The following is an 18,142-nucleotide window of genomic DNA, read 5'->3' as shown; positions in this document are numbered from 1 at the left end:
GCTACGGCGTCGGCAGCCAGCCCACCTTGCCCGCGAGCAGGGCGTACCCGCCGAAGGCGACGATGTCGAGCAGGGCGTGCGCGACGACCAGGGGGCCGACCCGGCCCCAGCGCCGGTAGGCGAGGACGAAGACGACGCCCATCACCATGTTGCCGATGAACCCGCCGATGCCCTGGTAGAGGTGGTACGAACCGCGCAGCAGGGAGCTGGCGAGCAGCGCGGCCGTCGGCGACCAGCCCAGCTGCCCGAGCCGGCGCAGCAGGTACGCCAGCACGATGACCTCCTCGACCACGGAGTTCTGCACCGCGGAGAGGATCAGCACGGGGAACTTCCACCACACGTCGGGCAGGGCCTCCGGCACCACCGTCAGGTTGAAGCCGGTGGCCCGGGCCGCCAGGTAGAAGGCGAGCCCGGCACTGCCGATGCCGGCGGCCACGAGCGCGCCCCGGGCCAGGTCCGGGCCGGGGCGGGTGCGGTCGAAGCCCAGCACCCGCAGCCCGGGCGCGCCCTCGCGGGTCAGCAGGTGCGCGACGAGCAGTACGGGGACCAGCGCGGTCGCGATCCCGAACAGCTGCCAGGCCAGGTCCAGCCACGGCCGGCCGGGCGCGTAGGAGCCGTTGAGGGTGGCGGCCTGGTCCTTGAGGCCGCCCGGCTTGGTGAGCGACCCGATGAAGCTGATCAGCGCCGAGACCCCGCTCGCGCCCAGCGACAGCGCGAGCACGAGCAGGGTCTCGGTACGCAGCACCCGGCGCCCGTCCTCGCGCAGTTCCACGACCACCGGCTCCGGCTCGACCCGCACGCCTGACTCCCGTCCCGTTCCGACCACCACCCCATACTGCCTCCTCGGCGGCGGGAGCGGACCGGCGGGAGCGGCCCGGCCCTCAGCGGCGGACCGCCCGCGTGGCGTCCACCTCCTGTTCCTCCAGGCCCACCGGCCAGGTGTGCACGGGGTCGCCCTTGTGCATCAGCTCGCTGTAGCGCCGGGTGGTCGCCGCGAGGGCGGCGTCGCGTTCCAGCCCGCCCGCCAGCGCGCGGTGGTACGTCTCCACCTGCCAGGTCGCCCCGTTCACCCGGCGCCGGCACCGCTCCTCGATGATCCCGAGGTAGTGGTCCCGGTCGGCGGGTTCGATGCCCCAGGCGTCCAGCCCGGCCGCGGCCATCGGCAGCAGCTCGTCCAGCACCAGCCGCACCGCGGGCACGCTCACCAGCCCCCCGGCCCGGCCCTTGCGCGGCCAGCGGATCCGCGCGTCGATCCCGTACCGGCAGGCCGCGTCGAAGTTGGCCTCCGCCTCCGCGAAGGACATCCGGGTCCACACGGGGCGCGGCTCGTCCGCGAGGGTCCGTACGAGCCCGTAGTAGAAGGCGGCGTTGGCGACGACGTCGGCAACGGTGGGCCCGGCGGGCAGGACCCGGTTCTCCACCCTCAGGTGCGGCACCCCGTCGGCGACCCCGTAGACGGGCCGGTTCCACCGGTAGACCGTGCCGTTGTGCAGGACCAGCTCCTGCAGGCTCGGCACCCCGCCCTCGGCGAGCACCCGCAGCGGCTCCTCCTCGTCGCAGATCGGCAGCAGGGCGGGGAAGAAGCGGACGTTCTCGGCGAACAGCTCGTACACCGAGTCCACCCACCGCTCCCCGAACCAGGTCCGCGGCCGCACCCCCTGCGCCTGCAGCTCGGGCGGCCGGGTGTCGGTGGCCTGCGTGAACAGCGGCGGACGCGACTCGCGCCACAGCTCGCGCCCGAACAGGAACGGCGAGTTGGCCCCCACCGCTATCTGTACGGCGGTCACCGCCTGCGCCGCGTTCCACACGTCGGAGAAGCGGGCCGGGGTGACCTGGAGGTGCAGCTGCACGGAGGTGCAGGCGGCTTCCGGCACGATCGAACCGGTGCTCCAGGTCAGCCGCTCGACCCCGTCGATGTCGAGCCGGAAGTCCTCCCCGCGCATCATCAGGATCTGCTCGTTGAGCAGGGAGTAGCGGTCCACCGCCGAGAGGTTGGCCAGGGCCAGGTCCGCACGCGAAATGGTGGGAAGGATCCCGATCATCACGACGCCCGCGTCGATCTCCGCGGCCTGCCGGTGGGCGTAGTGGAGTCCCGCGCTCAGTTCTTCGGAGAGCTGGTCGAATACCCTCCCGTCGAGCCGGTGCGGGAGTACGTTCACCTCCAGGTTGAACATTCCGAGTTCGGTCTGGAAATCCGGGCTCGCTATCCGCTCCAGCACCTGTGCATTCACCATGCGCGGCAAACCGTCGGCACCCGCGAGATTCAGCTCGATCTCCAGCCCCATCATGTTCTTCGGGCGATCGAACCTCTTCTCCGCCAGAAGCCGCTCCAGCCCCTCCAGGCACTCGTGAAGCTTCCTCCGATACCGATGCCGATCGGACAGGTCGAATCCGCCTGCCACGACCTTCTCCCCCATCGAAGCGTCCCTCCTCGAGTGGGCCAGGCCCGGTCCACCCGGGCGCACGTCACGGTCGATGATGCCCAGGCACCGTGATCCATAACGCGGGGCGGCGGGCCTTGGCGGGGAGCGCGCGCCGGTACGGCCCGAAGGGCGCTCCGGCACATTCACCTGGCAACCCGTGGAACGCAATTTCCCGTTGGCCTTTGCCGGTTCCTGATTGCCGAAGGTTTCAAGCCGAGCGCCCTTGGGGTAACCTCCGAGGTCAGCGCGGCATGTCCGCGTGTATCCGGCATGAATACCATGACAGCGGGACCGGAAGGCGCCTTGCCGGCAATAGGCGGGACGGCTAGCCGAAACACTGCGTGAACACATGTCGTATAAACTCCGCAAACGAGGCAGAGAGTTGGCGCGCGGCCATTGCCCCAAAGCCCACCTCTGACCCCAGAATGCGACAGCGCCGTCCGCACTTTCCCCCGCACCACAGGTCTCCCAAGTGAGAGGCGACCCACCATGCCGCTGCATGTTCACCCGGCTCCCGCGCCCGCCCTGCGCAGCGTCCTCGCGGCACTCGGTTCTCCCACCGCCGTCCACGAGGCACACACCCCGGCCCTCCGCTCGGTCCAGGGCCCGCTGACCGCCGAACTCCCGCTCCCGGTCCACGTGCTCGACCGCCTGAGCGTGTCCGGCCACCCGGCCGCCGCCCGCCCGCCCCGCACCCGCCTGACCGGCTGGCGGTTCCTGATCCGCAGCGGCGACCGCTTCGTCGCGGCGGCCGACACCCGGCTGACCCCGGACGGCTGGGCCTTCTCCCACTTCTTCGAGGGTCCCTACGTCGCCGCGACCGAACGCGCCCTGCGCCAGGCGGAGTCGCTCGGCAAGGGCTACCAGCCGAGGCTGCTGTCCGTACCTGAGCTGTACATGCTGACCCTGTGGCTGCACGGGGCGGTCGGCGCCGACGCCGCCGCCGGCCTCCCCGCCGCGGCGGACCTGCTGGTGCCCCTGGCTCCGGCCCCGCCCGGGATCGCACCCTTCCGGCCGCATCCCGTCTCGGAGCTGCTGCCCGTCATGACCCACCGGCTGACCCCGGCGGCCCCACCGGTCCCGCCCACCCTCGCCGCCCCGGCGGCCTGATCCGAGTGGCCCATTCGGCCTAGTCCGCTCGGGTCAATGCGAACCACCCGAAATGACAGGGGAGTTGGCCTGAACCGCCCGCACGGGTGATGCGTCCTCATTCCAAGAGGACAGCTGCCGGGAAATACCTGCGAAGCAGCCGTCCTGGGGGAACACTGAGGACATCCTCCCCGCAGGTGCGGGGACGACCCAGGGGGACGGCCATGAACCACGCATCGAGCCGTAGCGAACAGACCACACCGCAGCGAAAGAACCCATCCATGTGCCAGCACCAGCCCGCCTGCCCGTCATCAGAATCCGCCGACCGGGAGGCCGCGCGCCCGGTGGCCAACCACCCGGAACAGGGCTGGAGCCTGCTGTGCAACGGCGTCCTGCTCTTCGAGGACACCGGTGAGCTGCTGCCGGACGGACAGATCATCGCCCCGCACCGCCCGCTCGCGGCGGCGTGACCGGAGCCGCACGGCAACACCGCACGGACACGGAAGGGGCCGGTCCCGGAGCTCGAAGCTCCGGGACCGGCCCCTTCAGCGTGACCTCACCGGGTCAGCGGCCCGCCGGCGACGGGCCCGCCGGCCCGGCTCAGTTGTCGTACTCGTCCAGCGGAGGGCAGGAGCAGACCAGGTTCCGGTCGCCGAAGGCGCCGTCGATCCGGCGCACCGGCGGCCAGTACTTCTCGGCGGCCACGACCCCGCCCGGGAAGACGGCCTCGTCACGGGTGTACGGGTGGTTCCACTCGCCGCCCAGCGCCGCGGCGGTGTGCGGGGCGTTGGCGAGCGGGTTGTCGTCCACCGGCCACTCGCCGCCGGCGACCCGCTCGATCTCGGCGCGGATGGCGATCATCGCGTCGCAGAAGCGGTCGATCTCGGCGAGGTCCTCGGACTCCGTCGGCTCGATCATCAGCGTGCCGGCCACCGGGAAGGACATGGTCGGCGCGTGGAAGCCGTAGTCGATCAGGCGCTTGGCGATGTCGTCCACGCTCACACCCGTGGCCTTCGAGAGCGGGCGCAGGTCGATGATGCACTCGTGCGCGACCAGGTTGCCCGGACCGGTGTAGAGGACCGGGTAGTGCGGCTCCAGGCGCTTGGCGATGTAGTTGGCGCCGAGCACCGCCACCTGGGTGGCGCGCTTGAGGCCCTCGCCGCCCATCAGGCGGACGTACGACCAGGAGATCGGCAGGATGCCGGCCGAACCCCACGGCGCGGCCGAGATCGGGCCGACGCCCGTCTCGGGGCCGGCGGTCGGCTGGAGCGGGTGGTTCGGCAGGTACGGGGCCAGGTGCGCCCGGACACCGACCGGGCCGACGCCCGGGCCGCCGCCGCCGTGCGGGATGCAGAAGGTCTTGTGCAGGTTCAGGTGCGAGACGTCGCCGCCGAAGTGGCCCGGCTTGGCCAGACCCACCAGGGCGTTCAGGTTGGCGCCGTCCACGTACACCTGGCCGCCGGCCTCGTGCACCTGGGCGCAGATGTCGGCGACGTGCTCCTCGAAGACACCGTGCGTCGACGGGTAGGTGATCATGAGGACGGAGAGCTCGTCCCGGTACTGCTCGATCTTGGCGCGCAGGTCGTCCGCGTCCACCTCGCCGTCGTCGGCGGTCTTGACGACGACGACCTTCATGCCGGCCATCACGGCGCTGGCGGCGTTGGTGCCGTGCGCGGAGGACGGGATGAGACAGATGGTGCGCTGCTCGTCGCCGTTCGCGCGGTGGTAGGCGCGGACGGCCAGCAGACCGGCGAGCTCGCCCTGGGAGCCGGCGTTCGGCTGGATGGAGACCTTGTCGTAGCCGGTCACCTCGCAGAGACGTTCCTCCAGCTCGTTGATGAGCGTGAGGTACCCCTCGGCCTGCTCGACCGGCGCGAACGGGTGCAGCTGGCCGAACTCGGGCCAGGTCACCGGCTCCATCTCGGTGGTCGCGTTGAGCTTCATGGTGCAGGAGCCCAGCGGGATCATGCCGCGGTCCAGCGCGTAGTCCTTGTCCGAGAGCTTGCGCAGGTAGCGCAGCATCGCGGTCTCGGAGCGGTGCTGGTGGAAGACCGGGTGGGTCAGGTACGCGTCCGAGCGCAGCAGGCCCTCGGGCAGCGTGTCGGCGGTGACCGCGTCCAGGGCCTCGATGTCGGCCGTGACGCCGAAGGCGGCCCAGACGGCTTCGAGGTCGGCGCGGGTGGTGGTCTCGTCGCAGGAGACCGACACGTGGTCGGCGTCCGCGCGGTACAGGTTGACCCCGCCCTCGCGGGCGGCGGCGACGACCTCGGCGGCCTTGCCGGGCACCTTGGCGGTGACGGTGTCGAAGAAGGAGCCGTGCACCACCTCGACCCCGCCGGCCGTCAGGCCCGCGGCGAGGACGGCGGCGTAGCGGTGGGTGCGGCCGGCGATCGTCTTCAGGCCGTCCGGGCCGTGGTAGACGGCGTACATGCCGGCCATCACGGCGAGCAGCACCTGCGCGGTGCAGATGTTGCTGGTGGCCTTCTCGCGGCGGATGTGCTGCTCACGGGTCTGCAGGGCCAGGCGGTACGCCTTGTTGCCGTCCGCGTCCACGGAGACGCCGACGAGGCGGCCGGGCAGCGAGCGGGCGTGCTTGGCCTGGACGGCCATGTAGCCGGCGTGCGGGCCGCCGAAGCCCATCGGGACGCCGAAGCGCTGGGTGGTGCCGACGGCGATGTCCGCGCCCAGCTCGCCCGGGGAGGTCAGCAGCGTCAGGGCCAGCAGGTCGGCGGAGACGGTGACGATCGCGCCGAGCTCGTGCGCCTGGTCGATGACCGGCTTGATCTCGCGGACCGCGCCGGAGGCGCCCGGGTACTGGAGGAGCACGCCGAAGACGCCGCGCTCGGCGATCTCGGCGGGGATGCCCTCGGAGAGGTCCGCGACGACGACCTCGACGCCCGTGGGCTCGGCGCGGGTCTCGATCACGGCGATGGTCTGCGGCAGCGCGTCGGCGTCGATCAGGAAGACCCCGCCCTTGACCTTGCCCACGCGGCGGGCCAGCGACATGGCCTCGGCCGCCGCGGTGCCCTCGTCCAGCAGGGAGGCGCCGGAGGTCGGCAGGCCGGTCAGGTCGGCGACGAGGGTCTGGAAGTTCAGCAGCGCCTCCAGGCGGCCCTGCGAGATCTCCGGCTGGTACGGGGTGTACGCCGTGTACCAGGCCGGGTTCTCCATGACGTTGCGCAGGATCACCGGCGGGGTGAAGGTCCCGTAGTAGCCGAGGCCGATCATCGGGGAGAGCACCTGGTTGCGGTCGGCCAGCGAACGCAGCTCGGCCAGCACCTCGGCTTCGGTGCGCGCCTCGGGCAGGTTCAGCGCTTCGGCAGTCTTGATCACATCCGGTACCGCGGCGGCGGTCAGCTCGTCGAGGGAGCCGTAGCCCACCTGGGCGAGCATCTTGGCCTGCGCTTCGGCGTCCGGGCCGATGTGACGCTGCTCGAAGGGGATGCCCCGCTCGAGCTGGGAGAGCGGAATGCGGTTGGCGGTCATAACGGAGGCCTCCTGGTCGTATGACCTGCGAGGGGCACCACGGCGCGGGCACCCGGACGGCCTCCCCCTCTGTCATCACAACCTGAGAGCTTCACCGGAGTCGCGGGGGTCGCCCGAGAGCTCCGGCTTTCACCGTCGGTGAGGGGCCAGTACCGGTACTGCGGGTCCCGGGACCTGCCCCTGCTTTCCAGAGTGGCCTCGTCACGTGCGGTACGTATGCCTGAGAGATTCCGGGGAGGATTTGCTCCTTCGGCGCCTCCGTCGTACTCACTCGGAGGACTCTCCCGCACAGGGTCAACAGCCGTCACCCAGCCTACCAGCGACGTTCTCGACCCTCCCTCGAGTGGCCCCCTCTCCAAATATGCACTTCTGTAGTCATTACGGATGAGCTGTGCATCACTGCGACCGTACGGAGGGACCGTGCAGACCGACATCGATCCCCGCAGCCTGATCGGCCGCAAGGCGTTCGACCGCAACGGCACCAAGATCGGCACCGTGGACGAGGTCTACCTCGACGACGCCACGGGCGTCCCCGAGTGGGCCGCAGTCCGGACGGGCCTCTTCGGCCGCGACGCCTTCGTCCCCCTGGAACCCAGCGAAGTGGTGGACGACGCCCTGCGCGTGCCCTTCGAACGCTCCCTGATCAAGGACGCCCCCGACTTCGGGGTCGGCCGCCACCTCTCCCCCGAGCAGGAGCTCCAGCTGTACCACCACTACGGCCTGGACGTGGCCCTCCCCTCCGACTTCCAGCGCCCCCACCCCCAGGACACCTAGGACCTGCCCACCAGGGGCAGCGGGTCGGACGGCTCCAGCTCCGGGTCGTCCAGCAGGAACGTGCGGACCCGGCCCGGGGGCGATCCGGGCCGCTCGAACCGTACGGTCACCCGCCCGACCCCGCTGCCCTGGACCCACCCCGGCCCGTACACCGCGTGGCGGACGTCGCTGCCCGCCGCCCAGTGCCGCACGGGAGCGGCCCCGGCGCCCTCCAGGGCCGCCGCGGGCGGCTCCGCGGGCCCGCCTTCCGGGGCGGCCGCGGCGGCGTCCTCCTCGGGGCCCTGCGCCTCCTCCGCCTCCCCCTCGGCGGCGGCCCGCGCCTGGGCGAAGAGGTCCTCCTGCGTGAAGTCGGCGAGCCCCGTCACGCCCACCCCCAGCAGCCGCACCCCGCCGGTGGTGTCCACGCCCTCCAGCAGCCGCGCGGCCGCCTCCCGCACCACCGCCGGGTCGTCGGTGGGGCCCCGCAGCGTCTCGGAGCGGGTCAGCGTCGAGAAGTCGTACCGGCGCACCTTCAGCACGATGGTCCGCCCCGAGTGGCCCGAGGCGCGCAGCCGGCCCACGCAGCGGTCGGCGAGCCGCTGCACCTCGTACCGGATCCGCACCCGGTCGTGCAGGTCCACGTCGAAGGTGTCCTCCACCGAGACGGACTTCGCGTCCCGCTCGGCGACCACCGGCCGGTCGTCCAGCCCCAGGGCCATCCGGTACAGGCCGACGCCGTGCGCCCGGCCCACCATCCGCACCAGCTCGTCCTCGCCCGCCTCGGCCAGCTCCCCCACGGTGGTGATCCCGGCCCGGCGCAGGTGCTCCCCGGTGGCCGGCCCCACCCCGGGCAGGGTGCGCACCGGCATGGGCGCGAGGAGCTCGCGCTCGGTCCCCGGTTCGATGAGCAGCAGCCCGTCGGGCTTGGCCTCCTCGGAGGCGATCTTGGCCAGCATCTTGGACCCTGCCAGCCCCACCGAACCGCTGAGGCCGGTGAGGGCCGTGATGCCGGCCCGCAGCCGCTCCCCCGTGGCGCGGGCGCCCGCCGCGTCGAAGGCCGCTCCGCCCGCCTCCAGGTCCACGAAGGCCTCGTCCAGGCTGAGCGGCTCCACCAGCGGCGAGAGCTCCCGCAGCAGGCCCATGACCAGCTCGCTGACCTCGCGGTACAGGGTGAAGCGCGGGATCAGGTAGGCCCCGTTCGGGCAGAGGCGGCGGGCCTGCGCCGTCGGCATCGCCGAGTGCACCCCGAACCGCCGGGCCTCGTAGGAGGCGGTGGCGACGACCCCGCGCGGCCCGAGCCCTCCGACGATCACGGCCTTCCCGCGCAGGCTGGGCTTCGACGCCTGCTCCACGGAGGCGTAGAAGGCGTCCATGTCCAGGTGCAGGATGGTCGGGGCGGATCTCACGGCACCGATGCTGCCCTACGCCACTGACAACGCGGTGATCACCGGTCCGGGACCCGCCGCGGCCGCGGGCCACGGACGGCGGTCCGCACGGCCGGGGCCGAGCGGCCGGGGCCGGACGGCCGGTTCTGACCGCCGGGTTCGGACGGCCGGTCCGCACGGCCGGGTTCTGACGGCCGGGTTCAGACGGCCCGGTTCCGGCGGGCCGCGAGCTCGTCGGCCGGGTTGTGGCCGACCAGGGTCTCCCCGGTGTCCACGCGCTCCCCGTGGAGCTGCGACAGCGCGTTCTCGACGTCGCGCCAGACGACGCCCACCGCGATACCGAAGACGCCCTGCCCGCCCTGGAGCAGGCTCACGACCTGGTCCGGCGAGGTGCACTCGTACACGGTCGCGCCGTCGCTCATCAGCGTCATGCGCTCCAGGTCGCAGAAGCCCCGGTCCCGCAGGTGCTGCACGGCGGTGCGGATGTTCTGCAGCGCCACCCCGGTGTCCAGGAAGCGCTTGACGATCTTCAGCACGACCACGTCGCGGAAGCTGTACAGCCGCTGGGTGCCCGACCCGTACGCGGGCCGCACGCTCGGCTCCACGAGTCCGGTGCGCGCCCAGTAGTCGAGCTGCCGGTACGTGATCCCCGCGGCGGCGCACGCCGTGGGTCCGCGGTAGCCGACCTGCTCGGACGACGCCGGGCCCTCGCCCACCGGTCCGACCGGCGCGGCCGCCGGCTGACGGGGCGAGGCACCCGCCGCGCCGCCGTGCACCGGGTACGGCCCGCCGTCGCTCCGCGCGGGGGTGCCCCCGGTCGTACCGTCGCCCGTGATCCTCACGCCGACCCTCCGTCCTTGACCTGCCACCTTGAAGGTAGGCAGTGACCAGGGGTGCGTCAACGATCGCCACACTCGGCACGCCGAGTGATAATCACCCTGAGAGTGGTTTCCCGTACCCCGCTGCGGGGAAAGGCTACTCGAATGGGCTGACAGTTCCCGGTGGACGGCACGGCCGCCGGCGCGGCTACTGGGGGCCCGTGCCGAAGTCCTCGGGAGAGATCTGGTCGAGGAACTCGCGGAACTTCTCCACCTCGTCCTCCTGCTCGTCGGGAATGGCGATCCCGGCGTCGTCCAGCACGCCGTCGCTGCCGTAGATCGGCGTTCCCGTGCGCAGGGCGAGCGCTATGGCGTCCGACGGCCGCGCGCTCACCTCGACCCCGCTGGCGAAGACCAGCTCCGCGTAGAAGACGCCCTCCCGCAGATCCGTGATCCGGACCTCGGTGAGCTCCTCACCGACCGCCTCCAGCACGTCCTTGAACAGGTCGTGCGTCAGCGGCCGGGCAGGGGCCATGCCCTGCTGCGCGAAGGCAATGGCGGTCGCCTCCCCAGGACCGATCCAGATGGGGAGGTACCGGTCGCCTCCCACTTCACGCAGGAGCACGATCGGTTGGTTGGAGGGCATTTCCACCCGGACACCCACAACGTCGAGCTCGTTCACACAGCAACCCTAGGACCTGCCCGGCAGGTTTGGGTAGTCGGGGCCCCACCGGGACCGGTCCGGTCAGTGCGCACGGAGCCCGAGAGCGGTCTGCACCAAGGCCTCGTGGAGCCTCACGGAGAGCCCCGCGAGTTCCCTCATCGTGGCTTCCGCGTGCGCCCTGGTCTGCGGATTGCGGTGCCTGCGCAGCGGGGCTACGAGCTGCTCCACCAGACCGGCCTCCCGGTCCGCCGCCGCCTTCATGCCCCGCAGGTGGCGCGGTTCGAGGCCGAACCGGCCGAGATCCGCGATCAGCCGGGCCACGGCGAGCGTCCCCGCGTCGAATCCGCCGCCCGGCCCTTCCGAGACGAGCCCGTACGACTCCCACTCGACGAGCTGCGCCTCGTCCACCTCGGCGGCCGCGATCAGCTCGGCCCGGCCCACCCGGGCCGCCGCCGGCGGCTCGCCGGCCGCCTCCGCGTACCCGGCGGAGGGCTGTGCGCCGTCCACGGACTCCCCGTGCGCGGCGGGCGCGGGGATGCGGATCTGCTCACCCCGGTCGAGCGCGTCCAGCTGCTCCCGGATGACCTTCAGCGGGAGGTAGTGGTCGCGCTGGAGGCGCAGGACGCGCGCGAGGCGCTCCACGTCCTCCGTGCTGAACTTGCGGTATCCGGAAGGCGTGCGCCGGGGCTCGACCAGGCCTTCCGCCTCCAGGAAGCGGATCTTCGAGATCGTGACTTCGGGGAACTCGTCCCGCAGCGTGGTCAGCACCGTGCCGATGCTGACCAGCTGCCCGGCCGAGCCGGCGGTGCCGTTCTTGGCGGCACCGCCCGTCGGGGTACGCAGCATGGAACCTTCCCTGGGGTCACCCCGGAGGGTGTCCGGGGGTGGGGTTCCCCCCGGACGGTGTCCGAGGGGGTCAGACGCCCCGCAGGCTCGCGTAGAAGACCAGCCGGTACTTGCCGATCTGCACCTCGTCACCGTTGTGCAGGGCGACGGACTCGATCGGCTCGCGGTTCACGTACGTGCCGTTGAGGCTGCCCACGTCGGCGACGGTGAAGCCGCCCTCCGGGCTCCGGCGGAATTCGACATGCAGGCGGGACACGGTGATGTCGTCCAGGAAGATGTCGCTCTGCGGGTGCCGGCCCGCAGTGGTCAGTTCGCCGTCCAGCAGGAACCGGCTGCCCGAGTTCGGGCCGCGCCGCACGATCAGCAGGGCGGAACCGGGCGGCAGCGCCTCCACCGCGGCCTGGGCCTCGGGAGAGAGCGAGGACGGCGCGTGCTGGCCCGACCCCTCGGCCTCGTAGGCCTCCAGGCCCGAGATCGAGATGGTGGACGTGGTCTCCGAAGCGCGCTCCGGCGTCAGGCCCGGCCGCAGCGGCGCCCCGCAGTTGGAGCAGAAACGGCTCGCAGCGTCGCTGCGGTGACCGCACCTGCCGCACGTCTGCTCGGCCGACATGGACGGCTCCTCGCGCCGCGGCTGCCCCGCGGAGGCACTGGTGGCATAGGGGTCAGAGGCAAACCCTCCACCCGCACTAGAGGTTGATGGTTCACCGAAACCTATGCGTCCGGAACCAGCCGGGTCAACGGACGACGCGCCGCGCCCGCCCGCGTTGTCACCCGGGCCGGCCACCTCGTCGCGGAAGAGCGGCCTGTCGCCCTGCCCTTCCCCTTCCGGCTGCCCCGCGCGGTGCCGCGCCGCACCGCTTTCCTCGTTCTTCTTCTTGCCGAACAACTTCTCAAACAACTTCACGGGCGATTCCCCTTGACCGAAACAGACCCGCCCGTGGGGCAGGACGAACTCTGCATGCACACACCTGCCGACCCGGACATTCTGACAACGTCCGTAACCACCAGACAGTTTCCACCACGCACGGCGACTTCCGTGCGCCGACCCCCCGCAGGCTTCGGCCCGCGTGAGCCTGTCCACATTCCGCTACGCATCACGGCGATGACGACCGAGCGTAGTCAGGCTGCTTCGCAGCCCGCAAGGCATCCACAACGATCTTCGCCGACCGTGTGACGGCGACCGTGGCCTGTTCCTTCTCCATCGTCTGCACCACACCTCCCGGGATGTTCAGCGCGGGCTCCAGATCCTGCGGTTTGCCGATGACCTTGAACTCGTAGGGCTGTGTGATCTTCTTACCGTCGATCCCGACCCCGCCGCCCTCGTCGGAGAAGTACGAGCCCGCCACGACGCGCACGCCGTTGATCTGGATCGCCTCCGCCCCGGCCGCCCGCAGCTCCTGGAGGGTGTCCAGCAGCTGGTCGGACCGCACCTGGCCCTTGGCATCGGTGATCCGCAGCGTGATCCCCGGGCCCTGTGCGGCCACCGTACCGGCCAGGATGCCCAGTTGGCGCTCCTTCTCAACCGTCTGACGGCGGGCCTCTTCCGCCTGGTTGGAACTGCTCTGCAGCTCCTTGCGCTGGTCGTCCAGCCGCTGCTTCTCGTCCTCCAGGCGCTGGGTGCGCCCGTCCAGCTCGTCGAGGATCCGTACGAGGTCCTCCTGCCGGGCACCGCGCAGCGGGGCGCTGGAGTCACTGTTGGACCGTACCTGGATCGCGAGCCCGAGTCCCAGGACGAACAGCAGCAGCGCGACGATCAGTTGGGCCCGGCTGAACCTCGGTGGCCACAGCCCGGCGGCCAGGCGCTGGCGCCCGGTCTCCTGCGGCGGCTCCTGGGGCTGCGCCGCGGGCGGCACGGGCTGCGCCGACGGCTGCGGCTGCGGCTCCGGCTTCGACGGGCCGGAGGCGTCCGGCTCCTCCGGCGGGGTGTTGTCCGTACTCATCGGCGTCACGCCCGGAAGACGTGCCGGCGGATGGCCGCGGCGTTGGAGAAGATCCGGATGCCGAGGACGACGACCACACCCGTCGACAGCTGCGATCCGACGCCCAGCTTGTCGCCGAGGAAGACGATCAGCGCGGCGACGACCACGTTCGACAGGAACGACACCACGAAGACCTTGTCGACGAAGATCCCGTCCAGCATCGCGCGCAGACCGCCGAACACCGCGTCGAGCGCGGCGACCACGGCGATCGGCAGATAAGGCTCCACCACGGCCGGCACCTCGGGCCGGACCAGAAGCCCGACCACCACTCCGGCCAAGAGGCCCAGTACCGCGATCACGATGCACCCTTCTTCGGCTCTGCTGCTGTGGCTGTGCGGACGGTCAGGCTCGACGCCGCGGGCAGCCGTACCTCGTCCATCGGGGTCAGGCTGTAGCGGATCCCGTAGCTCTCCTGGAGGACGTGCAGGTACTGACCGTCCACGGAGTCCTGGAACGTGGGCCCGAGCCGCTTCTTGTCACCCACCGCGAGGACCTCGTAGGGCGGCACCAGCGGCTTGTTGTCGACCAGTATCGCGTCACCCGCGGCCCTGATCGCCGACAGCGCCGTCAGCCGCTGCCCGTTGATCGAGACGGCCTCGGCGCCCGCCTGCCAGAGCCCGTTGACGATCCGCTGCATGTCCCGGTCCCGGACCCGGCCGGTGTTCGAGAACCCGGCGCTCTCGCGCGGACCGCCACCGCCGCCCGACGAGGCACCCTTGGCATCGTCCACCACCAGCTTGACGCCGGGACCGTGCACCTCGGTTGCACCAGCCAGCAGTTCCACCAGCCGGCCCCGCTCTCCGACCTGCTGTTTCAGCGCGGCGCGCTGCCGGTCGGCGACCTCGGTCCGCAGCCGCTCGGTCTCCCGCTCCAGGGCGTCGGCGTGGTCGTCCGCCCGCTGCACCCGGTCGATCAGCTCCTGGCGCTCCTTGGCCAGGACCGGCGCCGCCACGCGTGCCTGCGCGGCACCGAGCGTGACCACCATCGCGGCGAGCACGAGACCCGCGGCGAGCCCCAGCTTGGCCTTGAGGGTACGGGGCAGCCCCGCCGTGCCGTCCGCCTCGCGCCGGGCCGACGCTTCCGCATAGCCCTCGTCGAGGCTGTGGTCCATCACGTGGGTCAGCAGCGACATGGAGGCGTCCGGGCGCGCGGGCGGTGTGGCCGAACTCCGGTTGTTGGGCGGCTGCGACATGCCGCACATCGTTGCATGTCGCCGCCGCCAACACCCAATGCGCCCGTCCGGCGGGCCGGGCCGGGTCACTCCCCGCACCCGGCCCGCCGGATTCCGGTCAGTGCTGTCCGGCGCCGTCCACGACCGCGCCCCATTCGTCGAGCAGCGCCTGCGCGGAGGCGTCGTCGGGGCCTTCGGCCCACAGGTGGGTGACGGCCTCCGCCGGGTCGGGCAGGACCAGCGCCCACCGCCCGTCGGCCTCGACCACGCGCACCCCGTCGGTGGTGTCCACCTGCCGGTCGCCGGCGGCCTCCACGACCCGCCGCATGACGAGCCCCTTCGCCGCCCACGGCGTGGGCACGTCCCGCTTGATCACGTGGGCGCGCGGGATGCGGGCGTCGATCTGGCTCAGGGTGAGCTGGGTCCGCGCCACCAGCCCGATCAGCTGGACGAAGGCCGCCGACCCGTCGAAGACGCTGCTGAACTCCGGGACGATGAACCCGCCCCGGCCGTCGCCGCCGAAGATCGTGGTCTCCTCCCGGCCGACCCGGGTCAGGTCGTCGGGCGAGGTCGTCGTCCACTCCACCTGGGTCCCGTGGTACGCCGCCACCTGCTCGGCGACGCGCGTCGTGGTCACCGGCAGGGCCACCTTGCCGCTGCGCTTCTCGGCGGCGACGAGGTCGAGGAGCACGAGCAGCGCCCGGTCGTCCTCGATGATCCGGCCCCGCTCGTCCACGAGGGAGATCCGCTCGCCGACCGGGTCGAACCGTACGCCGAACGCCGCCCGGGCCGACGCCACGATCTCCCCGAGCCGCACGAGCCCGGCCCGCCGCGACTCCCGGGTCTCGGTGGGCCGGGACTCGTCGAGACCGGGGTTGATCGTCAGCGCGTCCACGCCGAGCCGGCCGAGCAGGCTGGGCAGCACGAGGCCGGCGCTGCCGTTGGAGGCGTCCACGACCACCTTGAGCCCGGCATCGGCGATGCCGGTGGTGTCCACCCGCCGGAGCAGCGAGCCCGTGTACGAGTCGAACACGCTCGACGGGAACTGGAGGTCGCCGATCTCGCCGGGGAAGGCGCGCCGGTACTCCTGCCGTGCGTACACCCGGTCCAGCTTGCGCTGCTGCGCCTGCGAGAGGTCGGCTCCCCGCTCGTCGAGGAACATGATGTCCACCGAGTCGGGCACCCCGGGCGAGGTTCTGATCATGATCCCGCCCGCTGCGCCGCGGGCCGTCTGCTGACGGGCCACCGGCAGCGGTACGTTCTCCAGGTCGCGCACGTCGATGGCGCTGGCCTGGAGCGCCGAGATCACCGCGCGCTTGAGCGCACGGGCACCGCGGGAGTGGTCTCGCGCCGTGGTGACGATCGCGCCCTTCTTCAGCATCGTCGCGTAGGCACCGGCCAGCTTGACCACCAGCTCGGGGGTGATCTCCACGTTCAGGATCCCGGAGACGCCCCGGGCACCGAACAGGTGTGCCTGGCCGCGGGACTCCCAGATCACCGAGGTGTTGACGAAGGCGCCGGCCTCGATCGTCTTGAACGGGTAGACGCGCACGTTGCCCTGGACAATGGATTCTTCACCCACGAGGCACTCGTCACCGATGACGGCACCGTCCTCGATCCGGGCGGCCCGCATGATGTCGGTGTTCTTGCCGATGACGCAGCCGCGCAGGTTGCTGTGGGGGCCGATGTAGACGTTGTCGTGGACGACGGCCTTGTGGAGGAAGGCCCCGCTCTTGACGACCACGTTCGACCCGACGACCGTGTGCTCGCGGAGTTCCACGCCGGCCTCGACCTTGGCGTAGTCCCCGACGTACAGCGGCCCGCGCAGCACCGCGTCCGGGCTGACCTCGGCGCCTTCGGCGATCCAGACCCCGGGCGAGATCTCGAAGCCGTCCATGTCGACCTGGACCTTGCCTTCGAGGACGTCGGCCTGCGCCTTCACGTAGCTCTCGTGGGTGCCCACGTCCTCCCAGTAGCCCTCGGCCACGTAGCCGAAGATCGGCCGGCCTTCCTTCATCAGCTGCGGGAAGACGTCACCGGACCAGTCGACCGAGACGTCCGGGTCGACGTAGTCGAAGATCTCCGGCTCCATCACGTAGATGCCGGTGTTGATGGTGTCCGAGAAGACCTGCCCCCAGGTCGGCTTCTCGAGGAAGCGCTCGACCTTCCCCTCCTCGTCCACGATGGTGATGCCGAATTCCAGCGGGTTCGGCACCCGGGTCAGGCACACCGTGACCAGTGCGCCCTTCTCCTTGTGGAAATTGATGAGGTCGGTGAGGTCGAAGTCGGTCAGCGCGTCGCCGGAGATGACGAGGAACGTGTCGTCCTTCAGGGCCTCCTCGGCGTTCTTCACGCTGCCGGCGGTCCCGAGAGGCTTCTCCTCGTTGGCGTAGGTGAGCTCCATCCCGAGCTCCTCGCCGTCACCGAAGTAGTTCTTGACCAGGGAGGCCAGGAACTGCACCGTGACCACGGTCTCGCTGAGCCCATGGCGCTTGAGCAGCCTCAGCACGTGCTCCATGATCGGCCGGTTGGCCACCGGCAGGAGCGGCTTGGGCATGCTTGAGGTCATGGGGCGAAGCCGCGTACCTTCGCCACCGGCCATCACGACGGCCTTCATGTCGGAAGAGTCCTCCTAGAGAGATGACGGTCCAGCCGACCTCACCCGTCCCGGACGGATACTCCGCAACTCCTCCGCGTCAGCACCGGCGCCGAGCGAGCTCAATCGGCCGTGGCAGCCCTGACCAGGCGGCGGACTTGCACCACGTAAAGGATTCCTGCCCACCAATAGAGCGTTGTACCCCATCCCGCGAACGCCCATCCGAAAACGGACGCCATCCAGGCCAACCAGCCGTCCCCGTCACTGAGCAGCAGGAGCGGGAAGGCGTACATGAGGTTGAAGGTCGCGGCCTTGCCGAGGAAGTTGACCTGCGGGGGCGGATAGCCGTGCCGGCGCAGGATCCACACCATGACCAGCAGCATTGCCTCACGGGCGAGGAGGGCCGCGGTGAGCCACAGGGGAAGAATCTCCCGCCAGGTGAGACCGAAGAGCGTCGTCAGGACGTAGAGGCGGTCCGCGGCGGGGTCCAGCAGGCGGCCCAGTTTGCTGATCTGATTCCAGCGGCGCGCGAGTTTTCCGTCGAGGTAGTCACTGATCCCGCTGAGCATCAGGACGGCCAGCGCCCACCCGTCGTACCCCTCCAGGATGAGCCAGAGGAACAGCGGTACGCCGACGAGCCGAGCCATGCTCAGGATGTTCGGAATGGTGAAAATTCGGTCGGTCTGAACCCGAGTCTCCTGGACCTCCACCCGGGGGCCTCCCACTGTCACGCTAGAAATGGTCGAATCGATGCCCCCTGACCCTACAGGAGTCCCCGCCGGGGGGCGGGCTGACCCCGAACGCAGAAAAGCCCCGCACCAGAAGGTGCGGGGCTTCCCCACAATGATTGTTCGGCGGCGTCCTACTCTCCCACAGGGTCCCCCCTGCAGTACCATCGGCGCTGAAAGGCTTAGCTTCCGGGTTCGGAATGT

At 71.1% G+C, this 18,142-nt stretch carries 16 protein-coding genes, 1 rRNA gene and 1 riboswitch; of the genes, 3 read left to right on the top strand and 14 right to left on the bottom strand.

Going from position 1 to position 18,142, the window contains the following annotated elements; translation table 11 throughout:
• Position 1 precedes the first annotated feature (1 nt).
• Both ACQKM2_RS34045 and ACQKM2_RS34040 read right to left on the bottom strand, forming a co-directional pair.
• Entirely contained in the window at positions 2 to 799 is a 798-nt protein-coding gene (locus ACQKM2_RS34045; protein ID WP_285346161.1) for a CPBP family intramembrane glutamic endopeptidase, read from the bottom strand.
• Between the two features lie 82 nt (positions 800 to 881).
• Positions 882 to 2,417, bottom strand: a complete 1,536-nt coding sequence (locus ACQKM2_RS34040) for a glutamate-cysteine ligase family protein (protein WP_427716748.1) — start codon at positions 2,415 to 2,417, stop codon at positions 882 to 884.
• 495 nt (positions 2,418 to 2,912) lie between these two features.
• On the opposite strand from ACQKM2_RS34040, the gene ACQKM2_RS34035 reads away from it, so the two are divergent.
• Both ACQKM2_RS34035 and ACQKM2_RS34030 read left to right on the top strand, forming a co-directional pair.
• Positions 2,913 to 3,533: a hypothetical protein gene (locus ACQKM2_RS34035; RefSeq protein ID WP_427716747.1), complete on the top strand. Its 621-nt coding sequence runs from the start codon at positions 2,913 to 2,915 to the stop codon at positions 3,531 to 3,533.
• Positions 3,534 to 3,793: 260 nt separating this feature from the next.
• A complete protein-coding gene (locus ACQKM2_RS34030; RefSeq protein ID WP_007262885.1) occupies positions 3,794 to 3,982 on the top strand; it encodes a DUF5999 family protein in 189 nt (62 codons plus the stop codon).
• 130 nt (positions 3,983 to 4,112) lie between these two features.
• On the opposite strand, the gene gcvP is transcribed toward ACQKM2_RS34030, so the two are convergent.
• The gene (gene gcvP, locus ACQKM2_RS34025) at positions 4,113 to 6,998 is read right to left on the bottom strand and encodes an aminomethyl-transferring glycine dehydrogenase (protein ID WP_427716745.1); all 2,886 of its coding nucleotides are present in this window, start codon (positions 6,996 to 6,998) and stop codon (positions 4,113 to 4,115) included.
• A 198-nt stretch (positions 6,999 to 7,196) separates the two neighbouring features.
• A riboswitch (glycine riboswitch) is annotated at positions 7,197 to 7,295 on the bottom strand.
• 123 nt (positions 7,296 to 7,418) lie between these two features.
• On the opposite strand from gcvP, the gene ACQKM2_RS34020 reads away from it, so the two are divergent.
• Entirely contained in the window at positions 7,419 to 7,772 is a 354-nt protein-coding gene (locus tag ACQKM2_RS34020; protein WP_427716743.1) for a PRC-barrel domain-containing protein, read from the top strand.
• Here ACQKM2_RS34020 and ACQKM2_RS34015 read toward each other — a convergent pair.
• The 11 genes from ACQKM2_RS34015 to rrf all read right to left on the bottom strand — a co-directional run.
• Positions 7,769 to 9,157, bottom strand: coding sequence for a DNA polymerase IV (locus ACQKM2_RS34015; protein ID WP_427716741.1), 1,389 nt, complete (start codon positions 9,155 to 9,157; stop codon positions 7,769 to 7,771). The two genes, ACQKM2_RS34020 and ACQKM2_RS34015, sit on opposite strands and share 4 nt — an antisense overlap.
• Before the next feature lie 179 nt (positions 9,158 to 9,336).
• The gene (locus tag ACQKM2_RS34010) at positions 9,337 to 9,978 is read right to left on the bottom strand and encodes a MerR family transcriptional regulator (protein ID WP_427716739.1); all 642 of its coding nucleotides are present in this window, start codon (positions 9,976 to 9,978) and stop codon (positions 9,337 to 9,339) included.
• 184 nt (positions 9,979 to 10,162) lie between these two features.
• Positions 10,163 to 10,636, bottom strand: a complete 474-nt coding sequence (locus tag ACQKM2_RS34005; RefSeq protein WP_007262890.1) for a bifunctional nuclease family protein — start codon at positions 10,634 to 10,636, stop codon at positions 10,163 to 10,165.
• Between the two features lie 63 nt (positions 10,637 to 10,699).
• Positions 10,700 to 11,464, bottom strand: a complete 765-nt coding sequence (locus ACQKM2_RS34000; protein ID WP_427716736.1) for a MerR family transcriptional regulator — start codon at positions 11,462 to 11,464, stop codon at positions 10,700 to 10,702.
• A gap of 70 nt (positions 11,465 to 11,534) precedes the next feature.
• Complete coding sequence (locus tag ACQKM2_RS33995; protein WP_427716735.1) at positions 11,535 to 12,428, bottom strand: FHA domain-containing protein; 894 nt, start codon at positions 12,426 to 12,428, stop codon at positions 11,535 to 11,537.
• A gap of 130 nt (positions 12,429 to 12,558) precedes the next feature.
• A complete protein-coding gene (locus tag ACQKM2_RS33990; protein ID WP_427716732.1) occupies positions 12,559 to 13,404 on the bottom strand; it encodes a DUF881 domain-containing protein in 846 nt (281 codons plus the stop codon).
• Positions 13,405 to 13,409: 5 nt separating this feature from the next.
• Positions 13,410 to 13,742 carry a small basic family protein gene (locus ACQKM2_RS33985; RefSeq protein ID WP_007262894.1) on the bottom strand — a complete coding sequence of 111 codons (333 nt, stop codon included), beginning with the start codon at positions 13,740 to 13,742 and terminating at the stop codon, positions 13,410 to 13,412.
• On the bottom strand, positions 13,739 to 14,644 hold the full coding sequence (locus ACQKM2_RS33980) for a DUF881 domain-containing protein (RefSeq protein WP_427716729.1): 906 nt from the start codon (positions 14,642 to 14,644) through the stop codon (positions 13,739 to 13,741). The genes ACQKM2_RS33985 and ACQKM2_RS33980 overlap by 4 nt, the downstream gene beginning before the upstream one ends.
• An 88-nt stretch (positions 14,645 to 14,732) precedes the next feature.
• The gene (locus ACQKM2_RS33975; RefSeq protein WP_427716727.1) at positions 14,733 to 17,231 is read right to left on the bottom strand and encodes a sugar phosphate nucleotidyltransferase; all 2,499 of its coding nucleotides are present in this window, start codon (positions 17,229 to 17,231) and stop codon (positions 14,733 to 14,735) included.
• A gap of 101 nt (positions 17,232 to 17,332) precedes the next feature.
• Positions 17,333 to 17,920: a CDP-alcohol phosphatidyltransferase family protein gene (locus ACQKM2_RS33970; RefSeq protein WP_405981727.1), complete on the bottom strand. Its 588-nt coding sequence runs from the start codon at positions 17,918 to 17,920 to the stop codon at positions 17,333 to 17,335.
• 139 nt (positions 17,921 to 18,059) lie between these two features.
• Positions 18,060 to 18,142, bottom strand: a 5S ribosomal RNA gene (gene rrf, locus ACQKM2_RS33965); the annotation flags it as partial.

It is taken from the genome of Streptomyces sp. NPDC004126 (assembly GCF_050275515.1).
Taxonomy (GTDB): domain Bacteria; phylum Actinomycetota; class Actinomycetes; order Streptomycetales; family Streptomycetaceae; genus Streptomyces.
Note: the sequence above shows the minus strand (reverse complement) of the source record. Positions and strands in the feature narration are given on the sequence as shown.